Source organism: Candidatus Saccharimonadales bacterium, from assembly GCA_035758565.1.
In the GTDB taxonomy this organism is placed as follows: Bacteria; Patescibacteriota; Saccharimonadia; order Saccharimonadales; family UBA10212; genus DASTXL01.
Genome location: DASTXL010000001.1, coordinates 104675 through 118180 on the forward strand (window position 1 = coordinate 104675; position 13506 = coordinate 118180).

The window sequence follows — 13506 nt, forward strand, 5'->3', positions numbered from 1 at the left end:
TCAGGATTTTTCCAGCAGGTTTAAGACGCAGTGTTCGTCGGCGGTGAAGTATTGGGCGCGACGCAGTTTGCTGACTGCTTCGCGGACTTTATATAAATCATTACTGACTACGTAAGCGTGTATGACGCGCGGATCGATATAGCTGGCGCGGGCGATGGCCGGCGTGTTGCCTAGCCTTTGAGCCACCTTTTTAACACACTCGGTCACGGCTTTCTTGCGCTCTCGCTCGTGCCTTGAGCGTTCAGTTTGCGCCAGTTCAATGCTGGCCAGCAGCGTGCCGCCCCAAGTGCGAAAATCCTTGGCGGAAAATTCTTCGCCCATGATCTCTTTGATGTATTCATTGACATCGCCGCTATGGATATCCTTTAATTCACCATTTTCATCAATGTATTTAAAAATTTCATAGCCTGGCAACTCGTCCAATTGTTTGACTATACGGGCCAACCGCTTATCTGTGACCTTCTTAAGGTTTTCCTGGCCGCTTTTGCCCACAAAATCAAAGACAATAGTATCGCCTTTAACTTCAGTGTGCTTGGAGCGCAGGGTAGTCAGGCCATAGTGCTGATTTTCTTTGGCGTATTCTTCGTTGCCAACCCGAAAGTAAGCTTTATCCATCAATTGGACAATGCAAGCTAGGATTTTCTCGCGAGGCAAACCAGGAAGCCTCAAATGCTCATCGGTAACGCGGCGCATTTTGGGCAGCGCCCGGGCAAATCGCAGAATTCTCTCGAACTTTTCCTTTTCCTGGCGGGCCCGGAACTTGACGTTATAAATGTATTGCAACCGCCCGGCTTTATCTACTCCTGTCGCCACAATTTTAGCGTTATGGCTGGCGGCAATCTTCACGTCTTTCCAGGCCGGTGGTATGGCCAAGGATTTAAAGTAGGCCAACTCTGCTTTGGCGGTAACTTGCCGCCCATCATGAAAATAGCGGAACGACCTGGTTCCGGTCCGCTGCCGCTCGATATAGCGCTTAGACATAACAGAAATTATACGACGAAAACCAAGCAGACGGTTAGGCTGATGGATCTAACTCGTCATCTTTAACCACGTGTAGCAAGCGGCGCAAAGATTGGTGACCAACGTTCCGAGCTTTATCGTCGGCAATTGGCCATGTTTGTGTCCATTCCCTTGTGGTGGGCGATTGGGCGTACCAAAGTTCGTCGGAAGCTCCCCGTTCACGCTTCATGCTGGTCAAGGCCGCCTCGTATTCTTGATTAAGTTCATCTAAGCTCAAACCCAAATAAATGCCTAACTTATAAATGCCTTCGATTAAGCTTCGGCGCTCTAGTGCGTTGACAAGCTCGACAGCGTATGCGAATTCGCCCGGCAGGCTTTTTCTGAACTCCGCCGCGGTTTCTCCGCTGCTTGCAACCTCCTCCGGCGCAGGCGGGTCAACTGGCTTTAAATGTCTTTCACCTTTGTGGTCCATAAAACCATCGTAGGCGCTATTTAAGGATAAGAAAATGAAGATGGTCACAGTAGCGAACAATCATGGGCGGGTTTTAAACCAAAGACCGGTAGCGGAGGCGTTGGAATATAAAGTGGCCGATAGTGCCCAAGACAGTAGCCAGCCCGCCGATCGCTAATACATCACCCGGGCCGGTATTTGGCAAAGATTTGCCCGAAAAACTATTATTTTCGTTTTGGGCTGGAGCAGATGACGACGTGTTGGCGTTTGCTGGAGCAGGATTAGCAGAAGTTTGACTGGTTTCATTAGCGGGGCTGCCGCTACCGGTTAAGTTTACAGTTGCGTTGGCTGTGGCGTTAGATGTGGCGTTGGCCGACGAAGTCGAAGAGGGGTTGGGCGTTTGCGGAGACGGTGTCGGTACATTGTTATTCATATTGTTGTTCTGGTTGTTATTGTTATTACCGCTCTGGTTTTGGCTGTTGCCGCTTGATGGACAACTATTGCTGGTGCCGAAAGGATTAGAAGATCCGCTGGCTATTTGACCTTTTAGGTCGCTGGTGGAATTTATATTACCGATATTCGCTGGATTGACCCAGCCTTGACGATAAGGCGTGCCGCCGGGGCTTTGCTTAATCACCGCCCCTGTGCAGGTTATCGTCATGGTCGACCCATCAGCAGGATAAAAAACTTTACTTATTGATGCGCCGCCGCCATAAGGCGGCACCTGATTGCCGCTTGAGCTGTCCGACATAGCGCTTACACCGGCGCCAATCATCAAACTAGAGGCTATTAATCCTAGAGCCGTTGCTTTCTTGATGTGTTTTAGCATTGAGTCCCCCAATCCCTTACTGGTTCAAGTTAGCTTAATACCTGGAACGTGTCGGTTAATTTGGCGACAATTTGAATACCAAAAACATCACAACTGCGATAGCTTAAGCAGTTTACATATAGGCGATAAAATTGTATAATTTGCGCTAGTTCAGGGAAGATTTTTCTGGAAGGGGCGCCTTATCGCGTCCGAATACAATTCATTGGAGGTCAGCTATGACCGAGGCCATCCATTGGGCGGCCAAGCGTCTGGACGACACCCGCGTGGCCTGGATCCTCGCGGCACTCGCTGCCGCGGTGTTCATCGAGGCCGCCGGAGCAGAGCTGGGGCAGCTCAAGTGGTCCTACTTCGACTGGGGCCAGCTGCTCGCCTTCGGCTTCGTCACCGCAGCAGTGGTGGTGGGCGCCGAGACGATGAAGGAGGAGATGTACAAGCTCTTCAAGGCCGTCACGGTCGTGGCGATGACCCTGTTCGTCGTCGACGTGTTCGTCGAGAACGGCTCGCGCTTCCCCGGGCTGCGCCTGGGGTGGCTGTGGCTGGTGCTGGCGGTCTTCACCGTCTGGATGTGGTTCATGATCGACATGGACCGCGATCCGCAAGTGACACCGCCCGGAAGGAGTCTCTACTTCTACCCCGCGGCTCGTCGGCTGGCGGTGACGGTTCTCGCCGGGGCGATCATCTTCGGCGTCGGCCTGCTGGCGATCTTCCACTCGTGGAAGGGTCTCGGGGTGGTTGCGTTCATCGAGATCCTGTCGGCCGTCGTGCTGGCGGAGCTCTACAGGGCCTCACCACGCGAGCGTGTCGGCCAATCCGTCGTCACCTGAACGAAAGAGGGCCGCCCCGCATGCCCTCACCGGCTGCGGGGCGGCCCTCCGCTCACAACTATTAGCTTGTGTAGGTTAAGCACACTTTTATCCACACGCTAACCACAATTATTAAGGAGTTATATAAACATAAGCGTTTTAAGAAGTTAAATCGTTGTTTTTTATTGTTGACACCAAAAGCGGAGAGGAATATAAATATAAGTGTCACTGTGAGGTGACAAAGCCAAGTACCAATTTATTGGCAACTGGCTCGGTAAACATCCCTCGTGGATGTTTACCACCCAAGAAACGAGCTTTCGGGCTCGTTTTTTGTTTGCTCTGCCGATATTGAAAACTACAGATATTTATGATATAAATTGCTCCGTGCACTCGGTACATACTGAGGCAAGACCTACGTCCCCGTCCAAAGGAGGCTTTTCGGTGCCGTATCGCAAGAAGTCGCTTGCGGACCGCCTAACGGCGGCCCTCGAGCAGGAGTGGATGCCGCTGACCCTGCTGATCGTCGCCATCTTGGCGTCGGTCGCCGCGGCGACGGCCCACCAGCACGTGCGTTTGCACCACGTCTGGTTCGTTCACCTGACTCCCGACGTGCTGAACTACGGCACGCCGGTCGGGACCATGCTTGTCTGCCTGGCCGCCTTCGCGGCGGCCTTTCAGACGAAGTACTCGAACCTGCTGGTCATCGCGGCAGTATCGGCGATCATGGGCGCATCGCTGCCCAACTCGCACCGCTTCCCGGGCCTGCACGCCAGCCACGACTGGTACTTGGTCGCCCTCGCGGCGATCATCTTCTACCTCGTGGCGGCACTGCAGAACTGGAAGGGTGTGAACTTCCAGCACAAGCGCGCTGATCGCGTGACGATCTACGCGATGGCGTGCGTGGCGGTGTCGGCCCTGATCTACCAGAACACCACCTGGGCTCTGCACGGGTGGTTCGCACTGACGATGGTCCTGATGTTCATGTGGCGCCTCTCGGTGCCGCGCTACTCGCGCGACCACAAGCTCGACAAGGCCACCGTGAAGCAGTTCAGCGGAACGTAGGTCGAAGCCGGGCCCCCTCAAGGGCCCGGCTTTAGACCAGTTTTATAGCTAAAATTCAAGTTGATTTACTGGGGTCATTTGGCTTATGATTATAGAGGCTAAACAAAAAGCCAAAAGTACACCTCACAAAAAAGCGGGAATAAACCTCCCGCTTTTCTCGCTATTAGGGCCAAAATTCAATTGGTTCTCAGCTTGGTATTGTTAAACTAACACTTATGAAGAAGACGGCCGTTATCATCATAACCATCGCTCTACTGGGGTTAATTGGCATTTACGAAAAGACTCATGCCAGCACACACGAACTAGTCTCGCCGTCGCAAACAGAGGCAGCAACCATGATGAATAAATCAAGAATATCTTCTATTAGCTCCAATACAACTTCAACCGTCAGCTACAAGGACGGTACATATACTGGCGATAGCGAATCTACTCCTTACGGCCAGGTACAAATTGCCGTGGTGATTAACGGTGGCAAAATAACCAACGTTAATTTTTTGCAAATGCCCAACGATCAACGCGAATCTGAGCAACGAACTATCTATAGTGAACCGCTACTTAAACAAACAGCTATTGATAAACAGAGTGCCAACATTGATTTTGTAAGCGGTGCTACAAGTACTAGCGAAGGTTACCAGCAATCCCTCCAGTCGGCTCTCGATCAAGCCGCTAGATCGACGTAGCGCCTGCACCTGCCAGCCGGCGGAGCCGGCTGCACCGCTCATGCTTCTGCCGACTCTGCTACGTTATTGTCTCCGATACTCCCTCACCGTATTTCAATACGGTTCGGTCTGTTTCTCGACAAAGCCTTGCATAGCCGGCAGCTACGCCAATCTAATAAATCTGAGACAAGAAAGGTAAAATAAATTTATGCGACGGGTAGAGCAGATTATGGGCATGCCAATAAGCATTGATATTCCCCAGTGCCAGAACGAGGTTGTTTTTGAGGAAGTATTTGACAGGTTAAAAGAAATAGACCGAAAGTTCAGCCCATATAGACCCGATAGTCAATTGAATCTCCATAATAAAGGTCGACTCAAGCCAGATAAGGAACTCAAGAGCATTATTAAAGCTTGCAAAGAGGCCGAAGAGCTAACTGACGGATTTTTTTCGGCTTGGGCCAGCGGTGTTTTTGATCCAAGTGGATACGTAAAAGGCTGGGCAATTGACCAAGCCGGCAAGCTCATCAAAAAAGCCGGCTACCAAACTTTTTGCGTAGCTGCCGGCGGCGACATTCTTGCTCGGTCGCAAACCAATAAGGACTGGGTAATCGGTATTCAAAATCCGTTCGATAAATCCAAGATTATTGGCAGCATCAAAGGAAAAAATTTTGCCGTGGCTACCAGTGGTAATTATGAACGCGGCGAGCATATTATTAATCTCAAAACCAAAAAGCCGGCGCTGGAATTGGCTAGCTTTACCGTGACAGGCAAGAATATTATCGAAGCCGACGTGTTGGCAACGGCCGGATTCGTGGCCGGTGATTTCGGTATTAATTTTGTGGGCAACCAGCACGGCTATGAAGCTCTGGCTATAAATTTAGACGGCCGAGTTTCGGCCACCGGCGGGATGAAGAAAATTTTCAGACCGGTTTAGTTGCCGTAGCCCGGGAAGAAGTCGGTTTTTATCCGACTTTGTGATATGCCGAGCTCGGTTAAGTGCAGGCGGATAAACTCGGTAAAAGCCTGTGATCCAGAAATATAAAAAGTGCGCTCGTGGTAATCGGGCAAGCTCCGGGCAATAGTTTGCTTGGTGATGGCCGAGGTGGTGCAAAGGGCCTTCAAGCCAAGCGGCTCAAGATCGGTGAAAACCTTGCGAAAAGCTATCTCTTCTTTCTTGCTAACCGCGTAAATCAGGCCAACGTCGCGTTTTTGGTTTTGATCAACCAAATATTTGCTCATGCTGCGAAACGGCGTAATACCAACGCCGCCGGCTATGAAAGCCAGCTTTCTAGTCGTGTCTTCGGGCAAAGTAAAACTGCCGGTTAGATAAGAAGCTAGAATGGGGTCGCCGGGTTTTAGCTGTTCTAGCTGCTGCTTGAAGGCGCTCGGCTTAGAAGGTAATTTGACAGTAAACATTACTTGCTTTTCCGTGGGTGAAGACGAGATTGTCAGGTAGCGGCGGTTACCGCGTGAGTCGCTCTTTGCTTGTTTTAATGTCCACTCCATGTACTGACCGGCCTTAAAATTAAAGTTTTTAGGTGCCGAAAATACGTAGCTATAAATTCCTTCGGCATCTTTGACCTTGTGAATAAAGCTGAATTGAAAGCGGCGGTTGGGCGCGATCAAAAAGGTGAGCGCATTGCCAATCAGCAATGACTCTTCCGGGCTGATATGCAGCCTATTAAGCGAGTAAACTACACCGACCGCTACGGCGTAAATCAAAGTTGGGTTGAGTGTGGCGGGCGAAGTGAGCGGCTCCGTTAGCATAATGGTGGCAAAGAAAAGCAAAGGCGTATAGATAATTCCTAGCCATACTAAGTGCTGTACCGTGTCGGTACTGCTGCCGGTTGGCACTTGTAAAATCAAAATCAACACGTAGACGGCCGAGAATACTAAAGCCAGACTAAAGCGTTTGATTTTGCGCAAAATCAGAATACCGCCAATGGCGACTATCGGCAGAGTGAATTTAGACCCGACCCACCACGAGGCGTAGTCGCTAAAGATCGTGCCGGCAACAAAGGCGCCAAAGGCAGCCGGATTAAAAATATGGGCTCTGCGGAATACCAAAACGTATTTGGAGGCCATAGCCACCGCCGCGGCGATCGCCAAAATTGCATAGTCGCTGCCGGTGGTCGCCGGTGATAGAATCAACGTTAAAATTAAGCCGCTTATCAAAGCCGATTCTTTGTTGGCCGGAATATTAAGCGCGCGTGAAAGAATCTTATTCGCTATCCAGCAAACGGCGAGTATTAAAGCTGTCGAGGCTAAAATGTGATCCCACGAGAATCCCACTTGGTGAAAAAAGCTGCCGATTACGCTCCAGCCCAGCAGTGCTAACAAAACGTAAAGGACCAACCGGTAGGAAGTGAGTTGGTCGTTGATTTTATCAACAAGCGAGACGCATCGCTGCCAAGTTAGGTTGATCTGGGTAAGCATACGCTTAATTTCATCTTAAATTGCTGAGGGCGAACTTAAAATATCTTTAAGCGATTTTTTTGGGCGCGCATATGGTGCAATCTTCTGGACCTTCCATATTCTCGGCTAGCCAGTGCTTGGAGGATTTCCACCACGGTTCGTAGTCATTAAAGCCTCTAAAGTCGGCAGCACTTCTAAGCAACCAGCCGAGCTTGCCATAGATTTGTACTTTGCCCCAAAGTACGGCTGCCCACCACGGACCGACCGGAGTCACATAAATCGGCCGCTTTGGCGTGTAGGCCTTGGCTGCCTTGCCGCGGGCCAAGCGTTTTAAGTTACGAGTCACGAAAGACGCGTCATAAAGAGCAGTTTGAGCCATGCCCGAATACAGAGTGTCGGCATTATCGCCAATAACGTAAATATTGTCTTCGGCCTGCAGGTGATCGTCCACCAGGACCTTGCCGCGTTCGTTTAACTTGAATTCGTTAGCTGAAAAGAAAGGATGGTTAGTAACGCCGGCCGTCCAGACCACGGTATGGCTGGCAATATCGTGGCCGCTGACTGTTAAGCCTTCGGCGGTCTCGGCACTGACTGTCTGGCCTAGATAAAGTTTGACGCCCAAACGGCGCAACCGCCGGGCTACAGCTTTTGAATAACTCTTGGGCATGCGGCCCATTAACTGCGGCGCGGCCTCTACTAGGTCGATATGTAGCGAGTGCTTTTTAATTCCGTGGCGCGCCATAATCGATTTTAAGTAGGCGGGCAAAGCGCCAGCTAGCTCAACTCCGGTCGGGCCGCCACCGATGACTACGTAGTTAAGATCGGGCTTACCTTCGTCTAGCATCTGTTTATGCAAATGGTCACGTAGTTCCGTAGCGTCTTCTATGGTTTTAATGCCGTAAGAATATTCTTTAAGGCCCTTAATACCAAAGTAATTGGTTATCACGCCAAGAGCGATCACTAGGTCGTCGTAAGAGTATTTTTTGCCGGACTCGCCGACCACGTGCTTGGCGGTGCGATCAATATTTTTGGCGCTGTCTTTGATTAACTTCACATTTTTGCCAGCGAAAATTTCACTGAGTGGTATCTGTGAAGCTGATAGCCTACCACCAGTTGCCGCATGGTAGAGGGTGGGGTAGTAGCGGAAATTATCCTGCTCACTCAGCAGCGCTACATCGAACCTATCGTTATCAGCTAGCTCCAGCGCTACTTTAATACCGCCAAAGCCGCCGCCTATTATTAGGATTTTCTTTTTGTTTTTTTCCATCAAGCTTAAGTTTATAACATTTTCGGTAATTTATCGAGTATTGTCCGCTTACCGACCATAGGTTATGATGCTTTAACAACTTTATAAAAGTGAGGGGTATATTTTGGCAAAAAAACAATTATCAAAACATTCTGAGAACAAATGGGTGATCTTGGCGTTACTAGCTATGGCTCAGTTTATGGTGGTGGTAGACGTAACCATCGTCAACGTGGCATTGCCATCAATGGCCCAGGCCCTCAAATTTACGGCCAACAACTTGCAATGGGTAATCACGGCCTATACTTTGACGTTCGGCGGTTTCTTGCTGCTTGGCGGCCGAGCGGCTGATCTTTACGGCCGACGCAAAATCTTTATCTGGTCAGTTGCCTTTTTTGCCGCAATGAGCTTACTGTGCGGCCTAGCTCAATCTGATACTCAGGTAATTATCGCCCGGGCGTTACAAGGACTAGCGGGCGCCATCATGTCGCCGGCGGCACTTTCGATCGTAATTAGCGAATTCAACGAAGGTAAAGAACGCAACACGGCGCTTGGTGTGTGGGCGGGTGTGGCGGCCGGTGGATCGGCCGTTGGCTTGTTGCTCGGCGGTATTTTGACTCAGTACCTAAGCTGGCGCTGGAACTTCTTTGTAAACGTGCCAATCGGTATTGGCGTAGTTTACGCAGCTGTTAAACTCTTGCCGCACCATATTGGTGAAGAAAACAAAAAACTTCATCTGGACTTGCCCGGCGCCGTGCTCGGTACGGCCGGTTTGATGAGTTTGGTTTACGGCCTATCAAAAGCACCAGCTGATGGCTGGGGCTCGGCAACCGTTTGGGAATTTATCGTAGCCGCTATTGTTCTGCTAATTGGCTTTGTACTTAATGAACGCCGTACCGATCAACCCATGCTGCCGCTTGACCTATTCAAAATCCGCAACGTTTCGGGTGGTAACGCAACGGCTCTGGCCATAGCCTGTACGTTGTTTAGCATGTTCTATTTCATGACGCTTTATGTTCAGACGGTGTTGGGTTACGGTCCGGCTAAGTCCGGTGTGTCTTTCATGGTAGTAACGGTAGTGATTGGCGGAACCAGCGCTTTCGTTTCCAAGAAAGTCAATAAGGTTGGCTATAAGCCATTCTTGGTTGCCGGCCCAATATTCTTGGCCATCGGTCTCTATGTAACGAGTGTCTTAATGAAGGTCAATGGCCATTACTGGCAAAATGTCTTCCCAGGCTTAGTGCTGATAGCTCTTGGAATGGGTTGTTCGTTCATCTCTATGACTTTGGCTGCAACTAGCGGCGTGCCTAAGCATTTTTCGGGTATTGCTTCTGGCGTTCTTAACACTTCCCAGCAGGTGGGTGGCGCCATTGGCCTGGCTATTTTGTCGGCCGTATATGCCTCTGATCTTAAGACCGGTTTAGCAAACGGTACGTCGGTAGCCAATGCTAAAATTCACGGCTTTCAAGCTGGTTTGCACGTTGGTGTCGCTTTGGCTGTAGTCGCCGCCATAGTTGCACTACTGGTAGTCAAAAACGAAAAAGTCAACGCCGAAGATCTAGCCGCGGTTGCTGCTGCTTAGGCTTTAGGGCAGTTGGCACACAAGCCATAGATTTCGAGGTGATGGCCGCGTGGGCTGAAGTTCTCTTTGGACACAACGGAATTAATCATAGTTTCTAACATAGCATTAGCGGGCAGGGGGTAAACCCGGTTGCAATTAGTGCAATAAAAGTGGTGATGGTGCTCGGAGAAAATATCCGATAATTCGATTTTGTATTTCCAGCCAATATTTAGTCGGTGAACGATTCCCAGATCTTCGAACAACTCGATAATCCTGTACACGGTCGCTCTGTCTACTTTGTCTTCGGCGCGCTTGACCAGCACTTGCATACTTTGCGGTTCCTGGTTGAGCAAAAGATCAAAAATAATCTTTCTAGGCCTGGTCAGGCTCGAGCCGTTCTTCCTTAAAAGAGCCTTCAATGATTCGTAATGCATAAGCGAATTTTATATTTTTTGCGACATATTTGCAAAAGTGGGCTGGTGCCAGATAAATTAACTTCATGGATGCTTTTTTGCTTTCGATCATTGCCGCGCTGGGCGCTTTGGTAGGCGGCTTTATCGCGCTGAATAGCCGTCGTCATTTATATAAAGCTCTAGGTTTTACCGCCGGAGTCATTTTGGGCTTAGTGGCTTTTGATCTGTTGCCGGAAATTTTTAAAATCATAAATTCGACCAGCCTTGATAGCAAATGGCCGATGATTGCGCTGTGTTTTGGGTTTTTGTTTATGCATGTGGTTGAAAAGCTTATTTTGTTTCACCACGCCGAGGAGCAGGAATACGGTCCACACGTGCACCCCTACGTAGGTTTTGTGAGCGCCATTGCGCTGGCCGGCCATAGCTTTTTGGATGGAGTGGCCATTGGCCTGGCCTTTCAGGTTAATAGCTCAATTGGTACGACCGTGGCCATTGCGGTAATCGCCCATCGTTTTGCCGATGGGTTTAATACTACGAACGTCATGCTTTATAACAAGAACCAGCCTAAGCGCGCCAGGCAAATGCTAATGGTAGCCGCCGCTATGCCGATACTTGGCGCGCTTTTTACTCAAATCTTTAGTTTATCCGAGAAGTCGCTGGCGATTTATTTAGGGTTTTTCGCGGGCTTTTTGCTATATATCGGTGCCAGCGAAATTTTGCCCCAGGCTCATTCTAAAAAATCTTCGCGCATCACTATTGGGCTCACCGTACTGGGCACTGTTTTTATGTTTATCGTGACCCGTTTAGCCTAAAAAGGTATACTTAAAAAGTGAAAATTAAGCTTTTAATAGTTGCTTTGATTGTTGCTGCGGCCGGCTTTCTAGTTTACAAACATGACCACGATCAGCCAATTGTGGCCGACGCACTCAACAAGGCCCAGTCAGCTGCAGATAACGCAGCGAGCGATGCGGCAAATAGTGCCACTAGTGCTGCCAAAGCTAAGGCCGAGGCCGAAGCAATATGCGCCACTAATAAGCTAGATCAAAACATTATTGTTAGTATTTCTAAACAGCATTTATGGGCTTGCGAAGGCGCCACCAGCAAATATGATTCTGCAGTAGTAACCGGCATGGAAAGCTACGCTGCCGATCTTACGCCCGTTGGCACTTACCATATTTACGGCAAGCAAACAGACCAAACACTGACCGGTTCAGACGCAACCGGCAGCTGGAGTGACCCAGTCAGTTATTGGGAGCCATTCCTTTATAACAAATACGGAGCTTATGGATTCCATGATGCCACATGGCGGGCAAATTCGGACTTCGGCAATATTGACGTAAATGCGCCGTTTACTACTACCGCTAAATCTGGTTCGCACGGCTGTGTCGAGCTTCCGCTGGCTACAGCCAAATGGATATATGATTGGTCAACCATCGGCACGACCGTAACTATCCAGAGCTAACCTAAAGCTCTATAATAGTAGGTAATGATAGCGGTAGTAATTATTTTGGGAGTTCTGGTTGCCTCGCTTGTCGGCTTTATTTTGTGGATGCTGACTCGGCCTAAAACCAGCGCGTCAGAAACCATGCTTTTAAAAGCTGACATGCAGGAACTTACCAAAGGCATGGGCGCGCTGAAAGATTCTTTGCAAAAGCAGCTTACCGAGCAGATGGGGCAAAGCAATAAACAAATGCAGGCTCAGTTCGCGGCCAGCGCTAAGATTATCGCTGACGTTACGCAGAAACTGACCGAACTTGATCGCACAAACAAATCCGTTGGCGACGTAGCTAGCGAGCTCAAAACTTTGCAAAACGTTTTGCAGAACCCCAAGCAGCGTGGGGTTTTGGGCGAATATTATCTAGACCAGATTCTTAAGAATTTGCTGCCACCAGGTGCTTATGAACTGCAATATAAAATGGGCGCCGGCATGACTGTCGACGCCGTGGTTAGGCTCGACGATAAGTTGTTGCCGATTGATTCCAAGTTCAGCCTGGAAAATTATAATCGCTTACTGGACGCCAAACCCGAAGAGCGGCCGGCGCTAGAGCGGGCTTTCAAGGAAGATTTAAAGCGCCGCATCGACGAGACCGCCAAATATATCAACCCGGGCAAGGGAACTCTTGACCAAGCTCTGATGTTTATACCGAGCGAGGCGATTTATTATGACCTATTGGCCAATAAAGTCGGCGCTGCCGGCGTAAGTGGCCGCAACTTAATGCAATACGCCGCCAAAGACAAGAAAGTAACTATCGTTGGCCCCAGTACTTTGTCGGCTATGCTGCAGGTGATTGTGCAGGGCCTGCGCAGCATCGAAATCCAAAAAGACACCGATAAAATCCGCAAAAACATCGAGCAATTATCTAAGCACTTAATGGCGCACAATGGCTACATGCAAAAGCTTGGCGCCAGCTTGGGCACAACCGTAGGCCACTTTAACACCACCTATAAAGAACTAGGCAAAATCGATAAAGACATCGTCAAAATCGCCGAAGTCGAACCGACCGTCGAGCCGGTCCTCATCGACCGCCCAACCTTAGAAGATTAAGCTACCAGGTCGCTTGGTTGACGGAAGGATACAATGATGTCGCGGCGATCTCGGCCCTGGCCTGTGCCATCATCTTCGCCGTAGCCCTCTAGCCATTCTTCACCTTCGTAGTGAAAACCCACATAGTCTACCATTGCTCCCTTGCTGGCCCGCTTAACCAGTACCAGGCGAACAATCTTGAGAGCTTGTCTTTCGCGGAGATCGGCTGCGGCTACATCTAAGCTATGCCCGCCTTCGACAATTCCGTCAGTCAACAGGACGACCCGCCCCGCAACATCTACCTCGACCGGTCGCTCTACCCGAGGTTCGCGAGCCTGTCCATTATCGTAACGGCTGACTTTCATGGGGGCTACGGGCGGGTTAAATGGTTCTTGGAGCAGACCAAACTGTCTAACCAGCTCGTCTGAGGTTTCCCTGCCGCCTCGGTGCATAGGGACCACAACCGGATCAAGGTGGCGCATATCATTGGTAACTTGTGCGGCTAGCTGACCTAGACGCTCGGCGATTTCTGCTTCGCGGTAGGCCACCTCGCCGCGCAGTCTCTCAGTAGCAATTAACAAATAAA

The 13506-nt window shown here is 49.9% G+C and carries 15 protein-coding genes; 8 read left to right on the forward strand and 7 right to left on the reverse strand.

The features are described 5' to 3' along the window. The 3 genes from VFT49_00615 to VFT49_00625 form a co-directional block, all read right to left on the reverse strand. Positions 1 to 981, reverse strand: a complete 981-nt coding sequence (locus VFT49_00615; GenBank protein HEU5004572.1) for a hypothetical protein — start codon at positions 979 to 981, stop codon at positions 1 to 3. 34 nt (positions 982 to 1015) lie between these two features. After that, positions 1016 to 1432: a hypothetical protein gene (locus tag VFT49_00620; GenBank protein HEU5004573.1), complete on the reverse strand. Its 417-nt coding sequence runs from the start codon at positions 1430 to 1432 to the stop codon at positions 1016 to 1018. Positions 1433 to 1505: 73 nt separating this feature from the next. Continuing rightward, the gene (locus tag VFT49_00625) at positions 1506 to 2240 is read right to left on the reverse strand and encodes a hypothetical protein (GenBank protein HEU5004574.1); all 735 of its coding nucleotides are present in this window, start codon (positions 2238 to 2240) and stop codon (positions 1506 to 1508) included. A 215-nt stretch (positions 2241 to 2455) separates the two neighbouring features. On the opposite strand from VFT49_00625, the gene VFT49_00630 reads away from it, so the two are divergent. The 4 genes from VFT49_00630 to VFT49_00645 all read left to right on the forward strand — a co-directional run bounded on the left by VFT49_00630 (position 2456) and on the right by VFT49_00645 (position 5698). After that, entirely contained in the window at positions 2456 to 3064 is a 609-nt protein-coding gene (locus VFT49_00630; protein HEU5004575.1) for a hypothetical protein, read from the forward strand. Positions 3065 to 3484: 420 nt separating this feature from the next. Then, positions 3485 to 4105, forward strand: coding sequence for a hypothetical protein (locus VFT49_00635; protein HEU5004576.1), 621 nt, complete (start codon positions 3485 to 3487; stop codon positions 4103 to 4105). A 215-nt stretch (positions 4106 to 4320) separates the two neighbouring features. Next, entirely contained in the window at positions 4321 to 4785 is a 465-nt protein-coding gene (locus VFT49_00640) for an FMN-binding protein (GenBank protein HEU5004577.1), read from the forward strand. Between the two features lie 187 nt (positions 4786 to 4972). Continuing rightward, on the forward strand, positions 4973 to 5698 hold the full coding sequence (locus tag VFT49_00645; protein HEU5004578.1) for an FAD:protein FMN transferase: 726 nt from the start codon (positions 4973 to 4975) through the stop codon (positions 5696 to 5698). Here VFT49_00645 and VFT49_00650 read toward each other — a convergent pair. Beyond that, a complete protein-coding gene (locus VFT49_00650) occupies positions 5695 to 7200 on the reverse strand; it encodes a hypothetical protein (protein ID HEU5004579.1) in 1506 nt (501 codons plus the stop codon). The genes VFT49_00645 and VFT49_00650 overlap by 4 nt on opposite strands. Before the next feature lie 46 nt (positions 7201 to 7246). Continuing rightward, positions 7247 to 8446, reverse strand: coding sequence for an FAD-dependent oxidoreductase (locus tag VFT49_00655; protein HEU5004580.1), 1200 nt, complete (start codon positions 8444 to 8446; stop codon positions 7247 to 7249). A 103-nt stretch (positions 8447 to 8549) separates the two neighbouring features. Here VFT49_00655 and VFT49_00660 point away from each other — a divergent pair, with 103 nt between their 5' ends. Beyond that, positions 8550 to 10004 carry an MFS transporter gene (locus VFT49_00660; protein HEU5004581.1) on the forward strand — a complete coding sequence of 485 codons (1455 nt, stop codon included), beginning with the start codon at positions 8550 to 8552 and terminating at the stop codon, positions 10002 to 10004. Here VFT49_00660 and VFT49_00665 read toward each other — a convergent pair. Then, on the reverse strand, positions 10001 to 10417 hold the full coding sequence (locus VFT49_00665; protein HEU5004582.1) for a Fur family transcriptional regulator: 417 nt from the start codon (positions 10415 to 10417) through the stop codon (positions 10001 to 10003). The genes VFT49_00660 and VFT49_00665 overlap by 4 nt on opposite strands. Positions 10418 to 10482: 65 nt before the next feature. Here VFT49_00665 and VFT49_00670 point away from each other — a divergent pair, with 65 nt between their 5' ends. From VFT49_00670 to VFT49_00680, 3 genes are read left to right on the forward strand one after another with little or no spacing between them, the layout of a single operon-like run. Beyond that, positions 10483 to 11208 (forward strand): ZIP family metal transporter, encoded by a 726-nt coding sequence (locus tag VFT49_00670; GenBank protein HEU5004583.1) that lies wholly within the window; start codon positions 10483 to 10485, stop codon positions 11206 to 11208. Positions 11209 to 11225: 17 nt separating this feature from the next. Then, positions 11226 to 11858 (forward strand): L,D-transpeptidase, encoded by a 633-nt coding sequence (locus tag VFT49_00675; GenBank protein HEU5004584.1) that lies wholly within the window; start codon positions 11226 to 11228, stop codon positions 11856 to 11858. A 24-nt stretch (positions 11859 to 11882) separates the two neighbouring features. Beyond that, the gene (locus VFT49_00680; protein ID HEU5004585.1) at positions 11883 to 12941 is read left to right on the forward strand and encodes a DNA recombination protein RmuC; all 1059 of its coding nucleotides are present in this window, start codon (positions 11883 to 11885) and stop codon (positions 12939 to 12941) included. Here VFT49_00680 and VFT49_00685 read toward each other — a convergent pair. After that, entirely contained in the window at positions 12938 to 13501 is a 564-nt protein-coding gene (locus tag VFT49_00685) for a phosphoribosyltransferase family protein (GenBank protein HEU5004586.1), read from the reverse strand. The genes VFT49_00680 and VFT49_00685 overlap by 4 nt on opposite strands. Positions 13502 to 13506 lie beyond the last annotated feature (5 nt).